This is a genomic window from Streptomyces sp. SLBN-118 (assembly GCF_006715635.1).
GTDB lineage: Bacteria > Actinomycetota > Actinomycetes > Streptomycetales > Streptomycetaceae > Streptomyces.
On the sequence record NZ_VFNP01000001.1, the window covers coordinates 3,722,959 to 3,746,321 of the forward strand.

At 70.8% G+C, this 23,363-nt stretch carries 21 protein-coding genes and 2 pseudogenes; 7 read left to right on the plus strand and 16 right to left on the minus strand.

Annotation, left to right across the window (positions count from 1 at the left end; genetic code table 11):
* Positions 1–95 precede the first annotated feature (95 nt).
* Entirely contained in the window at positions 96–836 is a 741-nt protein-coding gene (locus FBY35_RS17020; RefSeq protein WP_142214612.1) for a PP2C family serine/threonine-protein phosphatase, read from the plus strand.
* An 80-nt stretch (positions 837–916) separates the two neighbouring features.
* Here FBY35_RS17020 and FBY35_RS17025 read toward each other — a convergent pair whose 3' ends face one another.
* On the minus strand, positions 917–1,255 hold the full coding sequence (locus tag FBY35_RS17025) for a hypothetical protein (protein ID WP_142214613.1): 339 nt from the start codon (positions 1,253–1,255) through the stop codon (positions 917–919).
* Between the two features lie 281 nt (positions 1,256–1,536).
* Here FBY35_RS17025 and FBY35_RS17030 point away from each other — a divergent pair, with 281 nt between their 5' ends.
* On the plus strand, positions 1,537–3,450 hold the full coding sequence (locus FBY35_RS17030; RefSeq protein WP_260848638.1) for a protein-arginine deiminase domain-containing protein: 1,914 nt from the start codon (positions 1,537–1,539) through the stop codon (positions 3,448–3,450).
* A gap of 102 nt (positions 3,451–3,552) precedes the next feature.
* Here FBY35_RS17030 and FBY35_RS17035 read toward each other — a convergent pair whose 3' ends face one another.
* From FBY35_RS17035 to htpX, 5 genes and pseudogenes are all read right to left on the minus strand, one after another.
* Positions 3,553–5,961 (minus strand): SpoIIE family protein phosphatase, encoded by a 2,409-nt coding sequence (locus FBY35_RS17035; RefSeq protein WP_260848639.1) that lies wholly within the window; start codon positions 5,959–5,961, stop codon positions 3,553–3,555.
* A 231-nt stretch (positions 5,962–6,192) separates the two neighbouring features.
* Positions 6,193–7,426, minus strand: a pseudogene (locus FBY35_RS17040) (phytase).
* A 363-nt stretch (positions 7,427–7,789) separates the two neighbouring features.
* Positions 7,790–8,593 (minus strand): VOC family protein, encoded by an 804-nt coding sequence (locus tag FBY35_RS17045; protein ID WP_142214616.1) that lies wholly within the window; start codon positions 8,591–8,593, stop codon positions 7,790–7,792.
* A gap of 104 nt (positions 8,594–8,697) precedes the next feature.
* Positions 8,698–9,172 (minus strand): annotated as a pseudogene (locus tag FBY35_RS17050) (hypothetical protein).
* Positions 9,173–9,208: 36 nt separating this feature from the next.
* Positions 9,209–10,129 (minus strand): zinc metalloprotease HtpX, encoded by a 921-nt coding sequence (gene htpX / locus FBY35_RS17055; RefSeq protein WP_142214617.1) that lies wholly within the window; start codon positions 10,127–10,129, stop codon positions 9,209–9,211.
* A 167-nt stretch (positions 10,130–10,296) separates the two neighbouring features.
* Here htpX and FBY35_RS17060 point away from each other — a divergent pair, with 167 nt between their 5' ends.
* The 3 genes from FBY35_RS17060 to corA all read left to right on the plus strand — a co-directional run bounded on the left by FBY35_RS17060 (position 10,297) and on the right by corA (position 13,686).
* Entirely contained in the window at positions 10,297–10,656 is a 360-nt protein-coding gene (locus FBY35_RS17060; protein ID WP_142214618.1) for a helix-turn-helix transcriptional regulator, read from the plus strand.
* Between the two features lie 140 nt (positions 10,657–10,796).
* The gene (locus FBY35_RS17065; protein WP_142214619.1) at positions 10,797–12,506 is read left to right on the plus strand and encodes an NPCBM/NEW2 domain-containing protein; all 1,710 of its coding nucleotides are present in this window, start codon (positions 10,797–10,799) and stop codon (positions 12,504–12,506) included.
* A gap of 82 nt (positions 12,507–12,588) precedes the next feature.
* Positions 12,589–13,686, plus strand: coding sequence for a magnesium/cobalt transporter CorA (gene corA, locus FBY35_RS17070; protein ID WP_142214620.1), 1,098 nt, complete (start codon positions 12,589–12,591; stop codon positions 13,684–13,686).
* A 32-nt stretch (positions 13,687–13,718) separates the two neighbouring features.
* Here corA and FBY35_RS17075 read toward each other — a convergent pair whose 3' ends face one another.
* Both FBY35_RS17075 and FBY35_RS17080 read right to left on the minus strand, forming a co-directional pair.
* Positions 13,719–14,135 carry a TIGR03668 family PPOX class F420-dependent oxidoreductase gene (locus FBY35_RS17075; protein ID WP_142214621.1) on the minus strand — a complete coding sequence of 139 codons (417 nt, stop codon included), beginning with the start codon at positions 14,133–14,135 and terminating at the stop codon, positions 13,719–13,721.
* Positions 14,132–14,926 (minus strand): TIGR01458 family HAD-type hydrolase, encoded by a 795-nt coding sequence (locus FBY35_RS17080; protein WP_142214622.1) that lies wholly within the window; start codon positions 14,924–14,926, stop codon positions 14,132–14,134. Before FBY35_RS17080 ends, FBY35_RS17075 begins: the two co-directional genes overlap by 4 nt.
* A gap of 73 nt (positions 14,927–14,999) precedes the next feature.
* Here FBY35_RS17080 and FBY35_RS17085 point away from each other — a divergent pair, with 73 nt between their 5' ends.
* Positions 15,000–16,295: a phosphoribosyltransferase family protein gene (locus FBY35_RS17085; protein WP_142214623.1), complete on the plus strand. Its 1,296-nt coding sequence runs from the start codon at positions 15,000–15,002 to the stop codon at positions 16,293–16,295.
* A 13-nt stretch (positions 16,296–16,308) separates the two neighbouring features.
* Here the strand turns inward: FBY35_RS17085 and FBY35_RS17090 are convergent, their stop codons facing one another.
* From FBY35_RS17090 to FBY35_RS36115, 5 genes are all read right to left on the minus strand, one after another.
* Positions 16,309–16,995 carry a bifunctional 2-polyprenyl-6-hydroxyphenol methylase/3-demethylubiquinol 3-O-methyltransferase UbiG gene (locus tag FBY35_RS17090; RefSeq protein WP_142214624.1) on the minus strand — a complete coding sequence of 229 codons (687 nt, stop codon included), beginning with the start codon at positions 16,993–16,995 and terminating at the stop codon, positions 16,309–16,311.
* Positions 16,996–17,039: 44 nt separating this feature from the next.
* Entirely contained in the window at positions 17,040–17,222 is a 183-nt protein-coding gene (locus FBY35_RS17095; RefSeq protein ID WP_142214625.1) for a hypothetical protein, read from the minus strand.
* 78 nt (positions 17,223–17,300) lie between these two features.
* Complete coding sequence (locus FBY35_RS17100) at positions 17,301–17,840, minus strand: PadR family transcriptional regulator (protein ID WP_142214626.1); 540 nt, start codon at positions 17,838–17,840, stop codon at positions 17,301–17,303.
* 23 nt (positions 17,841–17,863) lie between these two features.
* Complete coding sequence (locus FBY35_RS17105; protein ID WP_142214627.1) at positions 17,864–19,891, minus strand: NADPH-dependent 2,4-dienoyl-CoA reductase; 2,028 nt, start codon at positions 19,889–19,891, stop codon at positions 17,864–17,866.
* A gap of 132 nt (positions 19,892–20,023) precedes the next feature.
* Positions 20,024–20,389, minus strand: a complete 366-nt coding sequence (locus tag FBY35_RS36115; RefSeq protein ID WP_160159277.1) for a hypothetical protein — start codon at positions 20,387–20,389, stop codon at positions 20,024–20,026.
* A gap of 259 nt (positions 20,390–20,648) precedes the next feature.
* Here FBY35_RS36115 and FBY35_RS17115 point away from each other — a divergent pair, with 259 nt between their 5' ends.
* The gene (locus FBY35_RS17115) at positions 20,649–21,431 is read left to right on the plus strand and encodes a DUF4239 domain-containing protein (protein ID WP_142214629.1); all 783 of its coding nucleotides are present in this window, start codon (positions 20,649–20,651) and stop codon (positions 21,429–21,431) included.
* Positions 21,432–21,503: 72 nt separating this feature from the next.
* Here the strand turns inward: FBY35_RS17115 and FBY35_RS36625 are convergent, their stop codons facing one another.
* From FBY35_RS36625 to FBY35_RS17125, 3 genes are all read right to left on the minus strand, one after another.
* On the minus strand, positions 21,504–21,632 hold the full coding sequence (locus tag FBY35_RS36625; RefSeq protein ID WP_222123134.1) for a DUF6126 family protein: 129 nt from the start codon (positions 21,630–21,632) through the stop codon (positions 21,504–21,506).
* 61 nt (positions 21,633–21,693) lie between these two features.
* Positions 21,694–22,770, minus strand: a complete 1,077-nt coding sequence (locus tag FBY35_RS17120) for a MerR family transcriptional regulator (protein ID WP_142214630.1) — start codon at positions 22,768–22,770, stop codon at positions 21,694–21,696.
* Positions 22,771–22,947: 177 nt separating this feature from the next.
* The gene (locus tag FBY35_RS17125) at positions 22,948–23,325 is read right to left on the minus strand and encodes a hypothetical protein (protein WP_142214631.1); all 378 of its coding nucleotides are present in this window, start codon (positions 23,323–23,325) and stop codon (positions 22,948–22,950) included.
* Positions 23,326–23,363: the final 38 nt, after the last annotated feature.

A 23,363-nucleotide genomic window follows, 5' to 3' on the forward strand; every position in this document is an offset into this window, starting at 1 on the left:
TCTCGCGGGGGACGGCGTCGGGCCACGGCCCGCCCCCAGCGTCACAATGGTGGTGAGAAGCACGCGCCTGCCCAGCCCGAGAGGCGGGATCTTCAGTGCCGTACATAGCCGTGACCGCCCTGAGCCACGTCGGGCTGATCCGCGAGCACAACGAGGACAGCCTCGTCGTCGGGCCGTGGACGCTGTGTGGCACCGTGACCGAGAACCCTCAGACCCTGGTGTTCCCGCTCGGCACGCCGCTTGTGGTCGCGGTCGCCGACGGGCTCGGCGGGCAGCCCGCCGGGGAGGTGGCCAGCGCGCTCGCCGCCCGCCAACTCGCCTCGTTCGGCCCTTCTCTGGACGGCGAGGCGACGCTGCGTGAGGCGCTGGACGTATGCAACCAGTCGGTGTACGCGGCCGCCGGCGGCCGGCCCGAACTGGCCACTATGGGAACGACGGTCGCCGGAGCCGTCGTGCTCGCGGATTCGCTGCTGACGTTCAACGTCGGGGACAGCAAGGTGTACGAGGCGGGCGGGGACGGGCTGCGCCAGGTGAGCGTGGACGACAGCCCGCAACCGGCACCGGGGCGGCGCATCACCTCGGCCGTCACGCAGACGCTCGGCGGCCGACTCGAATTCGAGGCCGTCACGGCCCATGTGTCGGCCTCCGCGCTGTCCGCGGGCGATCGATACCTGATCTGCACGGACGGGCTGACCGACCCGTTGCCGGACGAGGTGATCGACGAACTGCTGCGGGTGCACGACGACGGCAGGGCGGCGTTCGAGCTCTGGAAAGCGGCGATCGAGGCGGGCGGTCCGGACAACATCACGCTGGCGCTCGTGCGGATCGACGAATAGGGCCGTCCCGGGGGTCACATGTCCTCAAACGCCGAACGGGCTGGATGTGCGGCCGGGCCGCACATCCAGCCCCGCGGGCGTCAGGGCGACTTCACGCAGGTGCCGACCACATAGCCGGTCACGCCGTGCTTGGTGACCTTGGCCCAGCGCTTACTGGTGATCCCGCACTTCGTGTACGACCCGCCGTAGTACATCTGGCAGGGCGAAGAGGCGACCTCGCCCTTGTTGAGCTGGGCAAGTGCCGTGCCGCTGAGGCTCGTTCGGTCGCGTATCACCACCGTTTCGAGGGCCGTCGCCGTGCACCTCGAAGCGGACGTGGCGGCGCCCGTCTGGGCCGCGGCAGACCCGCCGGCGATCAGTGTGGTCCCGAGCAGGGCGGCGGTCATCACGGACGCTCCGAGGATTCTGCGTGCGCGCATCTCGGTTGTTCCCCTTCCCGTTGACGCGGGCATGTCCGCCCGCGTGGTCACCGGAAGCCTAGATCCACAGGGCCCGGCCCACCGATCGGTCGTTCGGGGCCGGTCGGCGCGCCCTTACCCCAGGACGTCTGATTCCTCGTCATGCTCCGGGCTGACACCACCTCCTCCACCGGTCTCCCCCTCGCCACACCTCCGGGATGATCCCTCGCATCCACAGGCAACTCACGGCTCACTCCTGCCCTCTTCCGGCTCGGAATCCGACCCCCAGGAAGGGACGCATCGTGAGTACGAGCCATGCGAGACGCGCCGCACTGGCCATCACCGTGATCGGGGCCGTACTGGCGCCCGTGTCACCGGCGTTCGCCGTCGAGCCACCGCCACAGGTGGACCTGCGGGCGGATGTGAACCGGGACGGCCTGGTGGATGTCCGCGGCGTCACGGACACCGACGGCGAGGACAGCTGGGCCCCCGGGAGGGGCGCGGTCTTCCTGCCCAATATCGACGACGACAGCAAGCGGTGTGCCGTGAAGGGTCCCGGCGGCAAGCCGTTGCCGGACGCCAAGCTCGCCGCCTGCAACGACGCTTCCGACGCCAAGGTGAACGGCGCCGACGACGCGGCCGACCTGGCGCGGGTGCGTTCCGTGCCGATGGCGAAGGCGCCCGCCACCGCGACGGGCGCGCTGCGGGTCGTCAACGGCGGCAAGTACACCCGGGTCTTCCTCAAGCGCACCACTGGCTGGACCCTTGTCACCGCCAAGACCCGGCTGTCGGCCGCCGAGCTGCGCTCCGGCGTGGAGCTCGGGGTCGAGAGCACCGACGTCATACGTGACAGCAAGGTCTGGGACGGCCGTGCCGTGATCCGGCTGACCGTGACCTCCGGCGGGAAGAGCACGTCGGACGACGTCACGCTGCGCGTCGCCCCGCTGCTCACCCACCATCACCTGCAGAACGCACAGCAGTTGACGGTCACCAGGGTTCCGGGGAAGGACGATTACGCGCGCAGGCAGCAGGCCTTCGTCAAGGGCCTCGCCGCCGAGGTCAAGTCGGCCGGCATCTCCAAGCCGCTGGTCACCTTCGAGAAGTACGGGGACATCTGGGCGCAGGACTTCGTCGAGCCCGGTTATGTGAGCATGGCCGGTCCCGGCGGACGCCAGCACGTCATGCGCGTGATGCTGCGCTCCGCGCAGGCGGACCGCGAGGCGGGCCGGGAACTGTTCGAGAAGCTGCGCGGCAACGGCGTGGGCGTGGTGCAGGTGTCCGGGGTCCGTGACTCGGAGGAATGGACCCTCAACTCGATGGGGAACCTGGAAACCATCCCTCCCTACAACAACGGCGGCCGGTTCTTCCCCGCCGGACGCATCATCATGGGCGAACGCAAGGACAGCGGCTCGAAGCCCGCACAGGCCATGCGGACGCTGCTGAAGTCCCAGGGCTTCCAGGACCCGCTGCTCCTGGACACCTCCTGGCTGGACGTGGGCCACGTGGACGAGTTCGTCCAGTTCCTCCCGGCGGACACCCCGCGTGGCTGGAAGATCGCGATCGCCGACCCCGATGCCGGGCTGCGGCTTCTGCGCGAGGCGAAGGCGGCAGGGCACGGCAAAACGCGGATGTTCTCGGTGCCGGGCAGCAAGGACCTGCCCGCCCCCAAGGAGACCATCGACCAGGCGCTCGCCTCGAAGTGGCTGGTGGCCGACAACACCATGGCCGCGAAGCGGATCGCCGCGAATCTCGCGGTGCTCATGCGCGAGACGGGTGTCACCGGCGCCGAGGTCGTACGGGTGCCCGCCCTGTACACGCGGGGTTCGGGCGAGCAGCGCGGTGACAGCATGCCGCGGCTGACGCGGATGGGCGCGGGCCAGACACCGGACGCGGTCCGCGAGTACGGGCAGCAGAAGGAACTCGCACGGCACCGCGAGGGCGGCGCCGCCGCGGGAGGTGTCATGACCAGCGCCTACGTTCCGGGGGCGGTCAACGGGATCGTGCTCGGCAGGAACCGCTACCTGGCTCCGCGGCAGTGGGGACCGGTCATCGGCGGCAAGGACATCTTCACCGCCGCCGTGACCGCCGCGTACACGGGCGCGGGCATGAAGGTGTCCTACCTCGACGACTGGTACACGTATCACGTCGGCATGGGCGAGGTGCACTGCGGAACGAACACGCTGCGCGATGCCTCCGCCGCCTGGTGGAAGCCGTAGCCCTTCACACGGCAGGGGTGCGCGCGTCCGTCACCGCGGGCGTGCGCACCGCAGGCGTGACCGCAGGCGTGCGCACCGCAGGCGTGCGCACCACCCCTCCCGTCAGGCCTCGCGCGGCCCCAGGGCGACGTCGGCCCACACCTGCTTGCCGCCGCTGAGCGGCACGGAGCCGTACGACGCCGACATCGCCTCGACGAGGAGGATGCCCCGGCCGCCGGTCGCCTCCCAGTTCACGTTCGCGGGTTTGACGGGCGCGCGCGGAGAGGTGTCGCTCACCGCGACCCGCACGCGCTCCCCCGCGAGGGTGAAGTCGACGCGGACCTGGCCCTCGGTGTGGACCAGGGCGTTGGTGACCAGCTCGGAGACGATCAGCAGGATGGTGTCGGCCTCCTCCTTCACCTTCCAGGAGCGCAGGGTGCGGGCCGTGAAGCGACGCGCGTGGGCGACGGCGTCGGGCAGCCTCCACACGGTCCAGCTCACCCGCAGCGGCCGCACCCCGATCCCGTCGTAGCGCAGGAGCAGCAGGGCCACATCGTCGTCGCGCCGGTTGGCGCCGCCGAGCAGTTCGTCGGCCATCCGCCCGGTGTCGGACGGGTCCGCGGCGGACAGGGCCTCGCACACGCGGCGCATGCCGTCCTCGAGATGCAGGCTCGACGACTCGACCAGGCCGTCCGTCAGCAGGGCGAGCACCGCGCCCGGGGTCAGGGCGACCGCGGTCATCGGGTACTCCGCCGTCGCGAGCACGCCCAGCGGGGGCCCGCCCTCGACCGGCACCTCCCGGGCTTCGCCGTCCGCCGTACGCAGCAGAGGCGGCAGATGTCCGGCACGTACGCACCAGGCGTCGCCCTCCTCCATGTCGATGGCGACATAGCAGCAGGTGGCGAAGAGGTCGGTCTCCATGCCGACGAGCAGGTGATTGGCGCGGGAGACGACGACGTCGGGAGGGTGGCCCTCCACCGCGTAGGCCCTGATGGCCGTACGCATCTGGCCCATGATCGTCGCGGCGCCCGCGTTGTGTCCCTGGACGTCCCCGACGACCAGCGCCACCTGGTTCTCGGCGAGCGGGATCACGTCGTACCAGTCCCCGCCCACGGCAAGGCCCACCGTCGCGGGCAGGTAGCGGGCGACGGCGACGGCGCCCGACAGCCGGGGAAGCTTGCGGGGCAGCAGGCTGCGCTGGAGCATCGTTGCGAGCTCGTGCTCGGCGTCGAGCGCACGTGCGCGCATCAGCGCCTGTCCCACCAGGCCCGCGGTCGCGGTGAGCAAGGACCGCTCCTCGGGACCGAAGGTGTGCGGCTCGTCCCATCCGACCAGGCACGCGCCGACCACCCGGCCCTCGGCGGGGAGCGGCAGCACGGCGAGGCCGCCGGGGCCGACACCCGCGAGGTTCGGCTCCAGGGTGGATCCCGCCGTCCACAGGCTCATCCGGCCCTCGCGCAGCGCGGCCTCCAGCGTGGGCAGGGCGCGCGCGGGTGCGTCGGGCCACTCGGACCGCCATTCCGAACGCCACAGTTCCGGCCAGGCACCGGGTTCGGGCGGGTCGAGGACCGACACCACCAGCCGGTCGCCCTCCAGTTCGGCGAGCGCCACCCGGTCGGCTTCCAGCGGTTCGCGCAGCGCGGCCACCACCGCACGGCTGACATCCCGGACGGTCATCGCACCGGCCAGGGCGACGGACAGCCGCTGCACCCGGGAGACCTCGTCCGCGCTGGGCCGCAGGTGCGCGGCGTCGGCGACGACGCCGAGCACCCGCTCGGGCCTGCCGTCGCGCTCCGCGAGCCGCCGGACACGCAGGCGCAGCCAGCGCAGCTCACCCGTGGGGCGACGGATGCGGAATTCCAGTTCCCGGCCGGCGGAGGTCATATGGCCCGGATCGACGATGGCCATGAGCGCGGGCAGATCGTCGGGGACGGTGTGTTCGAGCAGCGTCTCGACCCGGCCGTCGAAGTCTTCCCTGGGGATGTCGACCAGATCGAGCACCCGGTCGTCCGCGTCGATCTGCCCGGTGCTCAGTACGAGGGTGAAGGAGCCGACGCCGAAACGGTCCAGGGCGGGCCCGAGGACCGGGCGGCGGCCCGTACGGCCGATGGCGTGAATGCTCGGTTCACTGCCCGCTTCGAGCCATGCGGCGACCTGGTCGGCGTAGAGCTCCAGGAAGTTGCGCCGTTCGGTGTCGAAACCGTCCGCGACCTCGTCGACGACGACCAGGCAGCCGAGCGGGCTGCCGTTCGCTCCGAGCGGCAGCGCGCCGAGCGAGACATCGGCTGGCAGGCTCTCGGAGGTGCCCTCCCGGTACGAGGCGAGTCCCGTCGCGTTGAGCCACAGCGGGCGGCCGGTGCGAAAGGCTTCCACGACGGGAGCACGGCCGGACAGGGAGTAGCTGGGCGACAGCCCGTACAGGGCACCGGAGCCTCCGGCCGATTCCGCCAGCTGGAGGGTGTCGTGCCTCTTGTCCAGCACATAGACGGCGGCCAGCGCCGCCCCGCCGAAAACCCGGGTCCGCTCTGTCACGGTCCGCAGCGCCCCCGTGCTCGCGCTGTCGTCGGACGTTTCATCATCCCTCGCCTCCGACCGGGCCCTGTCGGCCGCGCCGCGCTCAGAGGCGGCCCACCCACCTCGTCACACGTCCTGGACCGGTCGGTTCCAGCCTAGGGAAGGCGGGCGACGTGTGCGGGGTTTGGCGAGTGTTCATCAGTTCCTGACTTCCCGCTACCCCCCGGGCGCCACCCGCCCGCCCGGTCCTCAGTTCTTTACGCTGTCCATGACATCGCCCAGGTCCACGAACTTGAACCCGGTGGCCTCCCTCTCGCCCTCTTCCGGTGTGTCGTGGCCGTCCTGGACCACGAGCAGACCGTGCGGGTACTTCCTGCCCAGCGGCGCATTCAGGACGGCGGCGCCGTCGCACGCCTCGGAGCCGTCGAGGGTCCCCGGGGCCGCGGCGACACGGAAGCCGCCCTCGTACTCGTTGTCGTCCTCCCGCTCGCGGTCATACAGCGCGAAGGTGTTGTCGCCCTGGCTGGAGGCCAGGAGATAGCCGTCACCGTCGCGCTCGGTGAGCAGCGTCAGCCCCTCGACGTCGGCCGCGAGATGCTTGCCGCCGAAGCCGGGGTCGGCGCCCGCCGTGCACTCCTCGGTTTCCGCGTCGTAGACGCCCGGGACGCCGAACTCGCGTACCTCGTCGACGAGTTGGGGACGGCCGGTCAGATCGGCGGGCATGCGCCAGATGCCGACGTCCTCCTGCCCGGCGTAGAGCGTGCCGTCGGCCTGGTCGACGACCATGCCCTCGACCTGGGGCAGCTCACCGGGTTCGGCGCACGGGGTCCAGGAGGAGCCGTCGGGCAGCCGGAAGGTGGAGGGCAGGTCCAGGGTGCGCAGCTTGCGGTAGCCGACGGTGCCGCCGGGCCGGGCGGTCAGTTCCAACAGCGCGACGGCGGTTTGATTGCGGCGGCTCACCAGGGCGTACGAGCGGCCGCTGATCTTGTCCGTCCAGGTGGCCAGTCCGTAGGCGGTCTGCTGGTCGTTGATCTGGTCCTGGCCGGCGGAGAACACCGGTGCGGCGGCGGGGTCGGTGACATCGGTGAGCGGTCCGCCGGGGCGGTCGCGGTCGATGCGGTAGACGCGCAGCCGGTCGTTGCCGCGATCGCTGGTCACGGCGATGTCGGCCTTCCCCGAGGTCAGCCGCAGCCCCTGGACGAGGTCGACGTTGTTGAACCGGCCCGGGGCATCGCCGGGCCGGGGCCCGGCGGGCGCGGGGATCGCCTGCACCTGACGGGCGTCGAGGTCGTAGACGCGCAGTCCGCCTGGCGTTGCCGCCCGCCTCGTCGTCGTACAGCGTGGGCGTCTCTGTCCGGGGTGTGACGGCGGGCAGTGAACCGGAGGCAGGTGTACGAGCCTCGGCGGGCACGGCCGCGGCGAATACCGCGAGAGACGTGACCAGCACGAGGGCGGCCGGCCGGACGGAACGGGGCCTGCTCACGAATGTGCTCCTCAGTGTCGGGAACATGACGATCAGTCACGTGAGCGTGTAGCCGGGGGGTGGCGTCCGGGCGTCGGGCACGGGATGCCCGCGTGTGCGGGCCGTGAATTCGCCGCGTCGGAGCGGCAGCCCGCGAGTGCACAGCAGCCCCGGGCCCGACGCCGGCCCGGGGCTGCTCCGCGAGCGGTCGGACGCGCATATGCGGTAGGGGAAGCGGCCTTCCCTGTACGCGGTCAGGGAAGGGTCGGATGTACGCGGTCAGGAAGGGGTCTGAGCGACGGACACACGCGGAATCAGCGCGCGCCCCTCAAGCGCCTCCCGCGCGCCCTATCGGGAGCGGCGAGCGGGAGGCATCACGAGCACTCAGGTCACGTCCGACATCTTCGGCATCTCGCCGGTCGTGGTCATGTCGATCACCGAGAACGCCGCGCCCTGCGGATCACTCAGCGCCGCGAACCGGCCGAACGGGCTGTCCATCGGCCCGAACCGCAGTACCGCGCCGCGTTCCGTCGCCTTGGCCACCGCCGCGTCGCAGTCCTCGACGGTGAAGTACACGTTGACGTACGCGGGCACCTCGGGCGGGAACTCCTCTCCCATCTTCATCCGTCCCAGGACCGTGTCCCCGCCGAGGTTGTAGATGTTGAAGTCCATCCCCTTCATCTCGGGGTCTTCGACGCGCTGCACCTTGTACGGGAAGACGGCGGGGAAGAAGGCGTCCGACTTCTCGGGCTCGCGCGTGAAGACCTCGGCCCAGGCGTACGCGCCCGGTACCGCCTTCGCCTCGAAACCCTCGTGGACACCCGCCTGCCACACCCCGAACACGGCACCGCCCGGGTCGCGGGCCAGCAGCATCGAACCGAAGTCGCCGACCTGCATCGGCTCCATCAGCACCTCGCCCCCGTTGTCACGGATCTTCGCGGCCGTGGCGGCGGCGTCCGGCGACGCGAGATACAGACACCACGCCGACTGGCCCTCCGCGCCGGGCATCGGCGGGACGACAGCGGCCACCGCCTTGCCGTTGGCGTAGGCCTGTGTGTAGTTGCCGTACTCCGACTGCGCCTCCCCGAATGTCCAGCCCAGCACATCTCCGTAGAAGCTCTTCGCACCCTCGAGATCGCTGAACATCGCGTCAGCCCAGCACGGCGTGCCCTCAGGTTGTGCGGCCATGGCTGTGACCCTCTCCTGCTCGACGGTTTGTCCCCGCTTGTCACGCTAGCCAGTCCGGGACCAACCCGCGCGGCGAACTCCGCAAGCTCCCGGCCCGGTGGGAATCAGGTCCGCCCGCCCCGAAGGCCAGGGGCACCCCACACCGGGAACCAGCGGGCCAGGTCCGTCGACGCGCAGGTCGTCGGCGAGCAGGGCCCTTGTCTGGAGTTCCAGGGCGTTGTCCCCGCTTCTCGACCGCGCCGGGCAGCGGAGCGAAGGGGTAGAAGGTTTCGTTGACCAGTGAGGCCGTGTCGCCGGCGGGCTGACGGGCGAGGAGCCAGGTGTAGCCGTACGCGTCCTGGCTGAACTCGACCGGGACGCCACCGCGTTCGGTGTCGGCGTCCAGCAACTTCCGTACATCCTTCTGGAGTTGCGCGAAGCGCCGCCCTCCACGCCGGCGAAGCACACCGACCCGACACCGGTCGGGGTGAAACCGGCGCCCGCCTGGAGGGTGATCGCGGCGGCGGGCAGGCCGAAGAGCTGGTCGAGATCGGGGCGTACGGGCCTGCTGCGGCCGAGGACGGTGTCGAGGAGTCCCACCAGGCGCCTCTGTTCGTCGGCAGTCCGATGGATCGCTTACGGGCGGGCCAGCTGCGCCGAGATCCTGGCCAGCTGGTCCAGGCGCTGCTCCAGCGTCGGGTGCGAGTTGAACAGGCGGCTCAGGCTCTCCTTCGAGGAGAACGCCGGCGCGAACCAGAAGGCGTTGTAGGGCTCCGCCTTGCGCAGGTCCTCCGTCGGGATCCGGGCCATCTCGCCCGTCACCTTGGTGAGGGCGGACGCGAGCGCCGAAGGGCGGCCGGTGAGCAGCGCGGCAGCGCGGTCGGCGGACAGTTCGCGGTAGCGGGAGAGCACGCGGGTCAGCAGGAAGCTGATCACGTAGACGACGGCGCTGACCACCGGCACAAGGATCATGGCGATGGCGACGTTGGGGTCACGGCTGTTGCCCGCCCGGCCGAAGCCGCCCCAGAGAGCGACACGGGTCATCACGCCCGCCAGCACGCCCAGGAACGAGGCGATGGTCATCACCGCGACATCGCGATGGGCGACATGCGACAGCTCGTGCGCGAGGACCCCTTCCAGTTCCTCCGGCTCCAGGCGGCGCAGCAGGCCGGTCGTCGCGCAGACCAGGGCGGTCCTCTCGTTACGGCCGATGGCGAACGCGTTGGGCACGTCGCTTTCTGCGATGGCGACGCGTGGCTTGGGCATGTCGGCGAGCGCGCAGATACGGTCGACGACGCCGTGCAGCTCGGGCGCCTGCTCGGGGGTGACCTCGCGCGCGCCCATGCTGAAGGCCGCGATCCGGTCGCTGAACCAGAACTGCGCGACGAACACCGCTCCCGCGATCAGCAGGATGATCGGCCAGGAGCCTCGCAGGATCACCAGCAGGGCACCCACGAAGACGACGTAGAGCAGCCCGATCAGGAACATCGTCGTCACCATCCGGGTGGTGAGTCCGTGATCCGGGGCGTAGCGCGACAGATTCCGGTTCGCTGGCATCTGATCACCCTCTGGATGGAGCCGTGTCTCGTCCCCCTGAATAGATTGTGCTCCTTTCTCAACTATTTCCGGCTTACGTTCGTTCCGCTTCCGGCATACGTTCGTTCCGCCGAAAAACCGGCATCCGGGGCCGCCGACACTGGTTCGACATGTGTCAACATAGATATATGTCGAACGCGAAGGTGCTGCCCCTACTGGAGCCCGACGTCGTGGCGTGCTGCCCGCCGCTGACCGAACGCCCGCTCACAGCAGAAGAGGCGGTGCGCACCGCCGCCATGTTCAAGGCCCTCGGCGACCCGGTCCGGCTGCGGCTCTTCTCGGCGGTCGCCTCGCACCCGGGCGGCGAGGCGTGCGTCTGCGACATCTCCGACGTCGGCGTCTCCCAGCCGACCGTCAGCCACCACCTGAAGAAGCTCAAGGAAGCGGGCCTGCTCAGCTCGGAGCGGCGCGGCACCTGGGTCTACTACCGGGTCGAGCCGCCGGTGCTGGCCGCGATGGGCCACATCCTGGGCGGGTACGCCGCCTGAGCAGGAGGCGGCGGCGCCCGCCCGGCACCCGGCGCACCCCGCCCCATCTCTTGACATGTTCCTGCCTCGGCGCTGAGATGTGGTGACTTTCGTTCGACCCCGTTTGTTTGTGCGCCATTAACCCCCCTCTGGAGCCGCACATGCACACCGAACGACACACCGCACACACCCTCAGAGAGCGCCTGGCAGCCGTCACCGCCGCCTTCGCCCTCCTCACCGGCGGGGCCGCGGCCACAACACTCACCGCCGTCACCGCACAGGCCGCCGCCGCGCCCCCGGCAGCGGCAGCGGCCGTCGACAACGGCCTTGCCCGCACACCCCAGATGGGCTTCAACAACTGGAACTCCACCCACTGCCGGGCCGAGTTCAACGAGGCGATGGTCAAGGGAATCGCCGACACCTTCGTCTCGCAGGGGCTCAAGGCCGCCGGGTACACCTACGTCAACATCGACGACTGCTGGGCCCTGCCGCAGCGCGACGCGAACGGCAACCTCGTCCCCGACCCCGTGCGCTTCCCCGGCGGAATCAAGGCAGTTGCCGACTACGTGCACTCCAAGGGCCTCAAGTTCGGGCTCTACTCCAGCGCCGGGACCAAGACGTGCGACGTCCAGGGATTCCCCGGCGGGCTCGGGCACGAGCAGCAGGACGCCAACCTGTGGGCGTCCTGGGGAGTGGACTACCTGAAGTACGACAACTGCAACAACACCGGCGCCGACGCCCGGCAGCGCTACAAGGCGATGGGCGACGCGCTGAGGGCCACCGGGCGGCCGATCCTCTACAGCGTCTGTGAGTGGGGCGAGAACCAGCCCTGGAACTGGGCTGCGGGCGTCGGCAATTCATGGCGTACGACCGGGGACATCAGCGACTCCTGGTCCAGCATGATCGGCATCGCCCACCAGAACCAGGGACTCGCCCCGTATGCGGGGCCGGGGGCCTGGAACGACCCGGACATGCTCGAAGTCGGAAACGGCGGGATGACCGACACCGAATACCGCACCCACTTCAGCCTCTGGGCACAGATGGCGGCGCCCCTGCTGATCGGCAGCGATCTGCGCAGCGCATCCGCCGCGACCCTCGCGATCCTGAAGAACACCGACGTGATCGCGGTCGACCAGGACACTCTGGGCAGGCAGGGCACCGTCGTGTCCGGTTCCGGCGGCCTGGTGGTGATGTCCAAACCCCTCGCGGACGGCGGCCGTTCGGTGACCCTGACGAACGAGACGGCCTCGGCGAGAACGATCTCGACGACCGTCGACGCGATCGGGATCGGCGGTGCTTCCTCGTATGCGCTGAAGGACCTCTGGTCCAAACAGACCGGCACCACCACGGGCGCGATCAGCGCTTCGGTGCCCGCACACGGCACCGTGATGTACCGAGTGACGCCGGGTGCTCCGATCCCCCCGCCGGCCGGGGTCCACCAACTCAGCGACCTGCCGTGGACATCGGCGGTGAACGGCTGGGGACCGGTCGAGCGCGACCGCAGCAACGGCGAACAGGCCGCGGGCGACGGCAGGACCCTCACCGTGAACGGCACGCCCTACGCCAAGGGCCTCGGCACGCACGCAGCTTCCACGGTCACGTACTACCTCGGCGGCGGCTGCTCGGCCCTCGCCACCGGCGTCGGCATCGATGACGAGGCGGGCGGTACGAACGGCTCGGCGGTCTTCCGGATCTACCGGGACGACGCGCTGGTCGCCGACAGCGGCCGCGTCACCGGGGCCGACGCGACCCGGCGGCTGACCGCGGATCTCACCGGCGGTCTGGAGGTCAGGCTGGTCGTCACGGACAGTGGCGACGGCGTCGACTACGACCACGCGGACTGGGTGGTACCGACGCTGAGCTGCGGCTGACCCGGAGTGAGCGGCGGCACTCCTGCGGCGGCGCGCCCGATGGCACACTGGGACGATTGTCCGAAGGAGCCCAGCTGTGCCGATGATCCGCCGTCTCCGCCGAGCGGTGCGCCGCGCCTACCGCAGGACGGTGGACCTGAGCCACCCGTCCCGCTCACCCCTGGGCAGCGCTGTCGTCAACTGCGTGGTCTACGAGGACGGCGTACGGCAGCCCGACACCGCCCCGGTGGACGAGGCACTGCGGCGGGTCCGCAGGACGGGCCGCGGCTTCGTGTGGATCGGGCTGCACGAGCCCTCACAGGCGGAGATCGCGGGTATCGCCGAGCTGTTCGGCCTGCATCCGCTCGCCGTCGAGGACGCGGTGCAGGCACATCAGCGGCCCAAGGTGGAGCGGTACGAGGACTCGCTCTTCGCCGTCTTCAAGACCTGCCGCTATGTCGAGCACGAGGAGCTCACCGCCACCAGCGAGGTGGTGGACACGGGCGAGCTCATGATATTCACCGGCTCCGACTTCGTGATCACAGTCCGGCACGGCGGGCACGGTTCGCTCGGCCCGCTGAGGGAGGCTCTGGAGGCCGCGCCGGACCAGCTGGCCAAGGGCCCCTCCGCCGTACTGCACGCGATCGCCGACCATGTGGTGGACGACTACCTCACCGTGGCGGACGCCGTGCAGAACGACATCGACGCCGTCGAGACCGCGGTCTTCAGTGAACACGCGGGCCGCGGCGCCACCAGCCGCGCCGATGCGGGCCACATCTACCAGCTCAAGCGCGAACTGCTGGAGCTCAGGCGCGCCGTGGCACCGCTGGAGCGCCCGCTCCAGATCCTGGCCACCGAGTCGCTGCCTCCGGTCGGCGAGGACCTCCAGCCGTACTTCCGTGACGTCGTCGACCACCTCAACCGCGTCACCGAGCAGATCACGTCGTTCGACGCCCTGCTCGACTCGATCCTCCAGGCCCACCTCGCGCAGGTGACGGTCGCCCAGAACGAGGACATGCGCAAGATCACGGCATGGGCGGCGATCGTCGCCGTACCCACGATGGTGTGCGGCATCTACGGCATGAACTTCGAGCACATGCCGGAGCTGCACTGGACGTACGGATACCCGCTGATCCTCGGGGTCATGGCGGTGGCCTGCTTCGTCCTGCACCGCAGCTTCCGGCGCAACGGCTGGCTCTGAGCGCCACGTCGGCCCGCCCGTCGGCCCGCCCTTCAGCCGGCGGCCCAGCCGGACCAGCGCGTCACCCGGATCAGGACGGCCGGCCCCTCGGGGCAACGCTCCCGGTACTGGACGTACTTGGCACGCAGCAGCTCCAGGACACGGCCCAGCCGCTCCCCCTCGTCGACCACCTCGGCATGCCCGTCGGCCCGCACCCACCAGAGCCGGGACCAGTCGTCCGCGTAGTCGTCGACGAGTACCGACACCTGGTCGTTGGCGCGGATATTGCGCAGCCGCCGCAGATCCCGTGTGCTCTTGGGCTTGTGGTCGACCGCGAAGCACACGAGGTCGCCGTCCACCGCGAAGGTGACCGGCACCAGATGCGGCGTGCCCGAGCTCCCGACCGTGGCCAGGCGGGCGACCGGTGCCGCCGCGAACCGCGCTCGCGCATCGTCGGGAAGCAGTCTCATCGGCCCGCCCGTTCCAGCAGCGCGGGCAGGTCCGCGAAGGAGTCGAGGACATGGTCCGGGGTGCCCGGCGCCGACGCATGGGTTTGTGGGAGGTACTTGCCCGTCTTGACCAGGACGCCGGTGATGCCGCAGCGCTGCGCCGCGAGGACGTCCGACTCGATGTCGTCGCCCACCATCAGGGCCTCTGACGCGCTGACGCCGAGATGTGCCAGCGCCGTCGCGAAGAATGCCTCCGCGGGCTTGCCGGTGACGGTCGCCTCGACGCGTGCTGCCCGTTCCAGGCCGAGCAGGAAGGCTCCGGTGTCGAGGTCGAGGCCCCCTGACGTGCGCCAGTAGAGATTGCGGTGCATGGCGATCAGCGGGACGCCGCGCTGGAGTTCGCGGAAGGCGCGGTTGAGACCGGCGTATGTGAACTCCTCGCCCGCGCCGCCGAAGACGACCACGTCGGGGGCGGTGTCGTCGGCCTCGGAGGCGAGTCTCACACCGTCGAGATCGTCCCTGACGTCGCCACTGTTGAGGAACAGGCAGCGGGCGTCCGGGTGGTGCTCACGGAGGTACGCGGCCGTGACGGCGGGGGCGGTGAGGATGTCGTCGGCCGTGACCGGGTAGCCCGCCGAGGAAAGTTTCGCGGCGATCGTGGCACGGGTGCGTGAGGTGTTGTTGGTGACCAGCGCCAGCGGGAGGCCGGCGGCGCGCAGCCGTTCCATGGCCTGAACGGTTCCGGGCAGTGGCTCGAAGGACACGGTGAGTACGCCGTCGATGTCGATCAGAGCGGCTCCGATGCGTTCCATACGGAGGACCGTATCGCCGCCTAGTAAAATAGCCACAAAGGGGGGCAATACGGGGGAGTGGAAGTGACCCACCGTGCTTTTCACCGACCGCATCGACGCAGGACGACAGCTTGCCGAAGCGCTACGGCGCATGCAGGGAGAGGCGCCCGTTGTGCTGGGCCTGCCCCGGGGCGGGGTGCCAGTGGCCTTCGAAGTGGCGCGGGCGCTCGGGGCGCCGCTCGATGTGATCGTGGTCCGCAAGCTCGGGGTTCCTTACCACCGGGAGCTGGGGTTCGGCGCCATCGGCGAGGGCGGGGTACGGGTCATCAGTGACAACATCGTCCGTCTCAGCCGGGCCGGCCAGGACGAGCTCGCGTCGGTCGAGCGGGCGGAGGAGGCGGAGCTCGGGCGCCAGGCGAGGCGCTTCAGGGCGGACCGGCCGCGGCTCTCCCTCACCGGCCGGACCGTGATCATCGTTGACGACGGGATCGCGACCGGTGCCACGGCCGCGGCGGCCTGCCAGGTCGTACGGGCGCAGGGCGCGGGCCGCGTGGTGCTGGCCGTACCGGTCGCGCCGCCCGACGCCGTCGAGTGGCTGCGGGCAGAGGCGGACGAGGTGGTGTGCCTGTCCACGCCGCGCTCCTTCCGCGCCGTCGGCGAGTGGTACGAGGACTTCTCGCAGACTTCCGACGAGGAGGTCACCTCACTGCTCGCGCAGGCGTCGGTGCCGGGCGGGTCGACGGGCTCCGAGGCCGAGGTGGATGTGGACGCGGGAGGGGTGGGGCTCGCCGGGGACCTCACCCTGCCGGCGGGTGCCGCGGCGGTCGTGATGTTCGCCCATGGCTCTGGCAGCAGCCGCCTCAGCCCCCGCAACCGCTTTGTGGCGAGCGCCCTGAACCGGGCGGGTCTGGGGACCCTGCTCTTCGATCTGCTCACTCCCGCCGAGGAGTCGGACCGGGCCAACGTCTTCGACATCGAGACCCTGGCCCGGCGGCTGGCCGACGCCACCGGCTGGCTGCGGGACCGCGAATCCCTCCCGATCGGCTACTTCGGGGCGAGCACCGGAGCCGCGGCGGCGCTGCGGGCAGCCGCCATCACGGACTCCGGCAGGGACATCGGGGCCGTTGTCTCCCGCGGCGGCCGCCCCGATCTGGCCGGGCCGTCCCTCGGCGACGTACGCGCTCCCACGCTTCTCATCGTCGGCGGCCACGACACCCTCGTCCTCGATCTCAACCGCCAGGCCCAGAGGCAACTGCACTGCGAGAACCGGCTGGAGATCGTGCCGGGCGCCACGCACCTCTTCGAAGAGCCGGGGGCCCTGGACCAGGTCGCCGAGCTCGCCCGGGACTGGTTCACCTCGCACCTGGCGGCGCAGAGCGTGGCCGGCTGAGCGGGGCACCGCGTCAGCGTGCCGCCGCTGGCCCGGGAACCTGGGCTATGAGCGCGTACCGCTCGTCCGTCACCGGGCGCCCCCACAACTGCGGGTCGTCGCTGAGCGGTTCGATGCGCAGCGTGCCGACGAGCGGGCGCACCGCGGACGCCAGTGCCTGTGCGCCGATGCCGCCGTGCCACGGCAGGGCCTCGGCTCCGACCACATAGGGCGCACGTCTCTGGCCGGCCTCGCGCCAGCGGCCCTCGACCAGAACCAGCAGACCGCCCGGGCGCAGGCGCCCGACCCATGCGCGCAGGGCGGCTTCGGGGTCGGGCAGGGTCCACAGCAGATGCCGCGAGAGCACGACGTCATACCGCTCGTCACCCGTCGGCGGCAGCGCCGCGTCGCCGACCAGAAAACGGGCCGCGACACCAGCCGCGCCCAGCTTCGCGCGAGCCTCGCCGACCATGCGTGGCGCCAGGTCGACCCCGGTGACCCGGTGGCCCGACTCGGCCAGCAGCAGGGACAGGGACCCCGTGCCGCAGCCGACGTCGAGCACGTCGAGCGCCTCTCCCGGGCCGGACAGAACCCAGGAGCGCAGGCGCCGTGCCCATGCGGCGCGCGTCCGGCCGGCACGCAGCCCGTGGTCCGGCTCGTCGTCGAAGTCGGGCGCGGCGGCATCCCAGTAATCGGTGATCGAAGCAGTCGTGTCGGTCATGCCAATGATGGTGGCAGCCGGGACTGACAATGCCCGTTGACCTGCTACGCCGCCGCGATGAACAGGGCCAGCGTCAGCACGGCGACCCCGCAGCCGTACAGCGCGAGCGTCACCGAGCGCGCCTCGGCGGACGGGTCGGTACCACCGGCGCGGGAGAGACCGCGCGCGGAGGTCGCGATGAGAGCGAGGGCTGCCGCGAGGAACACGGCGAACATGGAATCGGTCACCTGGCGACCGTCTCACGGGTCGTCAGATCCCGCATGCCGAGATACTCCTTCCGCCTGCGGACGGGGGTCGGCGAAACGTCAGGCTCCCGAGCGGAACCCCTCCAGCGCCTCCATGAGCCACTTCGTCCAGAACGTCTCCAGCTCGATCCCGCCCCGCAGCACCACATGCCGCAGCCGGTCCTGCTCCGTCGCCGGCCGGTCCCGCGGGAAGTCGCGTTCCTCGATCGCCAGATATTCCGCCAACTGGCGTCGATGCAGCGCCAGATGGCGCTCCAGCTCCGCCTCCAGGCCGGCGCTGCCCACCACGCCCGCCGCGCGCAGCCGCAGCAGCAGCGGGTCGCGCGCCGGCCTCGGGTCCTCCGACCTCGCGACCCAGGCCGTCAGCTCCTGGCGGCCCGCGGGCAGAACCTCGTACTCCTTCTTCTGCCCGCGGGTGGGCTGCGCCGACGGCAGGGCCCGGATGTGGCCCGCCTGCTCCAGTTTCCCCAGCTCGCGGTAGATCTGCTGGTGCGTCGCCGACCAGAAGTAGCCGATCGACCTGTCGAAGCGGCGGGTCAGCTCAATGCCCGAGGAGGGCTTTTCGAGCAGGGCCGTGAGGATCGCGTGCGGGAGGGACATGGCCCGATCCTAGGGACGGGACTCTAGAGCGTCGCCGCCAGCCGGGTGCCCTGGTCGATCGCGCGCTTGGCGTCGAGCTCGGCCGCCACGTCCGCGCCGCCGATCAGATGCACCGAGCGGCCCGCGGCGCTCAGCTCCTCGTACAGTCCGCGCTGCGGCTCCTGGCCGGCGCACAGCACGACGGTGTCGACGGGGAGCACGGTGGTCGTGCCGTCGACGCTGATGTGCAGGCCCTCGTCGTCGATGCGCTCGTAGGTCGCCCCGGCCGTCATCGTCACCCCGCGGTGCTTGAGCTCCGTCCGGTGAATCCAGCCCGTCGTCTTGCCCAGACCCGCACCCACCTTGCTGCTCTTGCGCTGCAGGAGGTGGACGGAACGCGGCGGCTTCGGGCGCTCGGGCGCCCTCAGCCCGCCCGGCGCGCTGTAGTCGGTGTCGACGCCCCACTGCCGGAAGTACGTTTCGGCGTCCAGGCTCGCGCCCTCGCCACCGTCCGTCAGGAACTCCGCGACGTCGAAGCCGATTCCGCCCGCGCCGATGACCGCGACCCGCTCGCCCACGGGGGCGCCGTCGCGCAGGACGTCGAGGTAGCTGAGGACGCTCCGGTGGTCGACGCCTTCGATCTCGGGGGTCCTGGGCGTGACCCCGGTTGCGACCACGATTTCGTCGTACGCGGCCGTGGCGAGTTCGTCCGCGGTCGCACGGGTGCCGAGGCGGACTTCGACTCCGTGCAGTTCAAGCTGCGTACGGAAGTAGCGCAGCGTCTCGTTGAACTCTTCCTTGCCGGGGATCCGCTTGGCGACGTTCAGCTGGCCGCCTATCTCCTCCGCCGCGTCGAAGAGCGTCACCTCGTGGCCGCGCTCGGCCGCCGAGACCGCGCAGGCGAGCCCCGCGGGACCCGCGCCGATCACGGCGACGCGCTTGCGCAGCCGGGTCGGGGACAGCACCAGCTCGGTCTCGTGGCAGGCGCGCGGGTTGACCAGGCAGGACGTGATCTTCCCGCTGAAGGTGTGGTCCAGGCAGGCCTGGTTGCAGCCGATGCAGGTGTTGATCGTCTCCGAGCGGTCCGCCTGCGCCTTGGCGACGAATTCGGGGTCGGCGAGGAACGGGCGGGCCAGCGACACCATGTCCGCGCGGCCCTCGGCGAGCAGCTGCTCGGCGACCTCGGGGGTGTTGATGCGGTTGCTGGTCACCAGGGGGACGGAGACGGCACCCATCAGCTTCTTGGTCACCCAGGTGTACGCGCCGCGCGGCACCGAGGTCGCGATGGTGGGGATACGGGCCTCGTGCCAGCCGATCCCGGTGTTGATGATCGTCGCTCCTGCCGCCTCGATCTCCTTGGCGAGCGTGATCACCTCTTCGAGCGAGGAGCCGCCGGGGACGAGATCGAGCATGGAGAGGCGGTAGATCAGGATGAAGTCGGGGCCGACGCGCTCGCGGGTGCGGCGGACGATCTCCAGCGGGAGCCGGATCCGGTTCTCGTACGAACCGCCCCAGCGGTCGGTGCGGTGGTTGGTGGCCGCGGCGATGAACTCGTTGATGAAGTAGCCCTCGGAGCCCATGATCTCGACGCCGTCGTACCCGGCGGACTGCGCGAGCGCCGCCGCCCGCACATAGTCCTCGATGGTCTCCTCGACCTCGGCGTCGGTCAGGGCATGCGGGACGAAGGGGCTGATGGGGGCCTGGACGGCGCTCGGCGCTACGAGGTCCGCGTGGTACGCGTACCGGCCGAAGTGCAGGATCTGCATCGCGATGCGCCCGCCCTCGGCGTGCACCGCGTCGGTGACGGCCCGGTGCTGCTCCGCCTCGGCCTCGGTGGTGAGCTTGGCGCCGCCCTCGTACGGGCGGCCGCGGTCGTTGGGCGCGATGCCGCCGGTGACGATGAGGCCGACGCCGCCGCGGGCGCGGGCGGCGTAGAAGGCGGCCATCCGCTCGAAACCGCGCTCGGCCTCTTCGAGGCCGATGTGCATGGAGCCCATGAGCACCCGGTTGGGCAGGGTGGTGAACCCGAGATCGAGGGGGCTCAGCAGATGCGGGTACGGGCTCGGGCTCATGGGGGCGCCTCCTCGCGCAGGGGTCGACGGTCCAGTTGTAGCGGCCGCGAAGCGATTATGCAACAAGGTGCAAAAGAGCTGGGGAGTGACCTCGGCTACTCCTTCGCCGACAGAGTCCGACAAGTGTGCTGATCAGTCGTACGGGTGATGGTGGCCCCCCGGTCCCGGCGCGCGCCCGTAGCGTGCGGCTGTGGCGGGATGGAAGCAGCTGTGCGCACTGGGGATCGTGACAATGCTGGGCTTACCGGGGTGCGGCATCGCCTTGTGCGTGGACATCGGGCCGCTGAAGGTGCACATCGGGAACTGCACGCCGGCACCGAGACCGGCACCTGCTCCCACGCCCCCGCCGACCGTGCCCTCGACGCCGCCCGGCACTCCGGCGCCCAGCACACCACCGTCGGCGTCCGCGCCTGCGCCCGAGCCACCCGCTCCTGCGTCGCCGCGGCCCGTCCCGGCCGAGCCGCCCCCGCGGGAGATCCCCGCGCCCGCTCCCTCCACGGCACCTGCCGCGACGCCCGCACCGCCCGCCCCGGGCCCGCACAGGCAGCCGGTCCACGTCGTACGCGACTACCGCCCGGCGAACGGCGATCCCGCACCGTCCGGGACCCCGCTCACGGTCCTGATGCTGGTGACGACCACCCCGGCAGTCCTGGCCGCCGCTTGCCTGCGGCCCCGCTCACGGTCCGCCGCCTCCGGGCGCGGCCGCTCCTGAACCACCGCCCTCCCCGGCTCCCCACACCCCGATCGGAGAACTGTCATGTCGGAATGGCTGGTCCTGGTCCTCGCGATGGCTGCCGCGTGCGCCTTCGTCCTCGTCATCGTGTTGTTCAGGCAGTACAGACTGAGCAGGGCGGGGGTGGCGGAGGAGGACGGCAGCGAGACTCCCGACGTCCTCGAGTACATGACGATGATGGTCGGCGTCGTGTACGCCATCGTGCTCGGTCTGGCCATCGCGGGCGTGTGGGAGGCGCGGAGCGCCGCGCAGGACGACGTACGGCGCGAGGCGCAGGCACTGCACGAGCTGTCCCAGCGGGCCCAGGTCTACCCGGCCGACGTCCGCGAAAAGCTGCACACCGACATCAACCGTTACGTCTCCCATGTCGTCCAGGTGGAATGGCCGAGGATGGTCGACCACAGCGAACTGCCCGAACGGGGCGCGGAGTTGCTCGCGACTGTTCGCACCGACATCGCGGAGAGACCGCCCGCGGGCGAACTGGAGGCGCAGGCCTACCAGCCGCTGCTCGACCAGGTCGCGATCGCGGACGACGCACGCAACGCCCGCGCGGAGAACGCGGGGGCGACGCTGCCGGGGGTGGTGTGGTTCGGCCTGATCACCGGGGCGCTGGTGACGGTCGGCTTGATCTTCACGCTGCAGATCGGCCGCACACCCAGGGAACTGCTGCTGGCCGGTCTCTTCAGCGCGCTGATCGCGTTCCTGCTGTTCCTGGTCTGGGACTTCGACGCGCCGTTCGGCCGCTCGGGCTCGGACTCGGCGGACGCGTTCCGCGAACTGTTCGCCACGGCGGCGGGACGGGGCTGAGCGCGGCGGTCCGGGGCGCCGGACGGGCCGAGTGGGCGTGCCCCGGGGCAGCGTCGCGCGCGGTGGGGCCTGCTACTTCTGCGCGTGCTCCCCCACGTAGAACAACAGGTACACGAACCCGGCGAACAGGTGCGTCGCGAAGATGTACACGAAGACCCGAAGCGCAACACCCCGCTCCTTCCAGCTCTCGCTCTCACTCACCCGTCGCTCCTCGCGTCACCGTTCTGTCCGTCCCTCCGCCGCTCCAGAGTACGGGCTCCGGTCAGAGCGCCACGACGTCGGCGACGACGCACGCGATGTTGTCCGGACCGCCCGCGCGATGGGCGAGCGCGACCAGTTCGTGTACGGCCTCGCCCGGGTCGGTGAGAGCGGCGACGGCCCGGCGTTTCTCCTCCTGCGGCACCGTCGCGGACAGGCCGTCGGAGCACAGCAGATAACGGTCGCCCGCCCGCGCCTCGTGCAGCCGCAGGTCGGGCCCGGCGAGGCCGGCGCTCCCGTCGAGTGCCCTCAGCAGCATCGCCCGCTGGGGGTGCGACGCCGCCTCCTCCGGGCTGAGGTCGCCCTCGTCGATCATCGCCTGCACCACGGTGTGGTCGTGGGTGATCTGGAAGAAGTCCCCGTCGCGCAGCAGATGGGCGCGGGTGTCGCCGATATGGACCAGGGCCAGCTGCGAGCCGGTCCACATCATGGCGGTCAGTGTCGTACCGGAGCCGGCGAAGCCGTTGACCGTGGCATTGGCCCGGTGGACCGCGTCCTCAAGGGCGTTGAGCAGATCCCCGACCCGGGTGGAACCGGGCCCCTCCGCCTCCAGGTGCTTCAGCGCGTCGATCACCGCCGTGCTCGCGGGCGCGCCCTCACCCCCGAAGCCGTCGGCGACGGCGAGCAGCCGCGACCCGGCGTACGCGGCGTCCTGGTTGGTCTCCCGGACGAGGCCGCGGTCCGAGCGTGCGGCATAGCGGAACCCAAGGGGCGTGGTGAGCTGAGACATCGTGTCGGTGTCCTTCCCTGACAGCTGGTCGACGAGGAAAGCGGCAAGATCACGCCGGGCGGAGGTCTCCGCCTCGACCTGCGACCAGTACGCCCGGATGTCCCTGGCGGCCGCGGCCGTGTCCGTCGCACACAGGTCGCAGATGTCCCGGATACGGGCCAGCGGCATCCCGATCCGCCGCAGCCACGCCACCAGCCGGGCCCGCTCCAGCTGCGTCTCGTCGTAGTACCGGTAGCCGGTGAACAAGTCGACGCGGGCCGGAGGCAGCAGCCCCAGCTCGTCATAGCGGCGCAGCGCCTTGGCGGACAGCCGGGATGCGCGGGCGAACGCACCGATCGTGAGCAAACCCATGCTTTCCTCCTCGCACCGGGCACTTCGCCCGGCCCCACCGATGCTGGGGTTTCCCCCAGGGGAAAGGTCAAGGTACTGACGGGCCCATGCGGGTCGGGAGAGCGGCGCGCGGCCGCCGGATCGGATCCGGTGGCCGCGCGGGGGATGAAGAATCGCGGGGTCGGCGCCCCGCAAGTCCTAGGGCTCTCTCATGTAGAAAAGGTAGAAGGACACGGCGAGCATCACCGCGCCGAAGATGGCCCCGATCCCGGCAGAACTCAGCACGCTCGCGTCGGTCAGGCTGTACAGGAAGCCCATGGCCACGCCGCACAGCACCCCGTACGCCCCGGCGCGCAGCTCACGCGGCAGCAGATTCTGGGTCCGGCCGAGAACGAGCGCCAGCGCCGCGAGAATCACGCCTGCGACGATGGCGTAGAGGACGTCGCCCCAGGTCACGTCACCCCAGGCATGGCGGATGAACAGCACCCAGGTGCCGTAGACAAGGCCCAGGCCGACGGGCATCGCCCAGCCGAGAGAACCATGGTGCCGTGCGGGCACCGCTGCGTGTGCGGCCATGGCAGAGAGCTCCTTCCCTCTCATTCCCCCGCGTCCTC

What these genes read in the sequence shown, in the direction of transcription:
- FBY35_RS17045 (WP_142214616.1), bottom strand. Translation starts at nt 8,593, where the DNA reads ATGGCCGCACAACCTGAGGGCACGCCGTGCTGGGCTGACGCGATGTTC.
- FBY35_RS17075 (WP_142214621.1), bottom strand. Translation starts at nt 14,135, where the DNA reads ATGAGACTGCTTCCCGACGATGCGCGAGCGCGGTTCGCGGCGGCACCG.
- FBY35_RS17125 (WP_142214631.1), bottom strand. Translation starts at nt 23,325, where the DNA reads ATGGCCGCACACGCAGCGGTGCCCGCACGGCACCATGGTTCTCTCGGC.
- FBY35_RS17065 (WP_142214619.1), top strand. Translation starts at nt 10,797, where the DNA reads ATGCACACCGAACGACACACCGCACACACCCTCAGAGAGCGCCTGGCA.
- FBY35_RS17120 (WP_142214630.1), bottom strand. Translation starts at nt 22,770, where the DNA reads ATGGGTTTGCTCACGATCGGTGCGTTCGCCCGCGCATCCCGGCTGTCC.
- FBY35_RS17105 (WP_142214627.1), bottom strand. Translation starts at nt 19,891, where the DNA reads ATGAGCCCGAGCCCGTACCCGCATCTGCTGAGCCCCCTCGATCTCGGG.
- htpX (WP_142214617.1), bottom strand. Translation starts at nt 10,129, where the DNA reads ATGCCAGCGAACCGGAATCTGTCGCGCTACGCCCCGGATCACGGACTC.
- corA (WP_142214620.1), top strand. Translation starts at nt 12,589, where the DNA reads ATGATCCGCCGTCTCCGCCGAGCGGTGCGCCGCGCCTACCGCAGGACG.
- FBY35_RS17080 (WP_142214622.1), bottom strand. Translation starts at nt 14,926, where the DNA reads ATGGAACGCATCGGAGCCGCTCTGATCGACATCGACGGCGTACTCACC.
- FBY35_RS17025 (WP_142214613.1), bottom strand. Translation starts at nt 1,255, where the DNA reads ATGCGCGCACGCAGAATCCTCGGAGCGTCCGTGATGACCGCCGCCCTG.
- FBY35_RS17100 (WP_142214626.1), bottom strand. Translation starts at nt 17,840, where the DNA reads ATGTCCCTCCCGCACGCGATCCTCACGGCCCTGCTCGAAAAGCCCTCC.
- FBY35_RS17060 (WP_142214618.1), top strand. Translation starts at nt 10,297, where the DNA reads ATGTCGAACGCGAAGGTGCTGCCCCTACTGGAGCCCGACGTCGTGGCG.
- FBY35_RS17115 (WP_142214629.1), top strand. Translation starts at nt 20,649, where the DNA reads ATGTCGGAATGGCTGGTCCTGGTCCTCGCGATGGCTGCCGCGTGCGCC.
- FBY35_RS17090 (WP_142214624.1), bottom strand. Translation starts at nt 16,995, where the DNA reads ATGACCGACACGACTGCTTCGATCACCGATTACTGGGATGCCGCCGCG.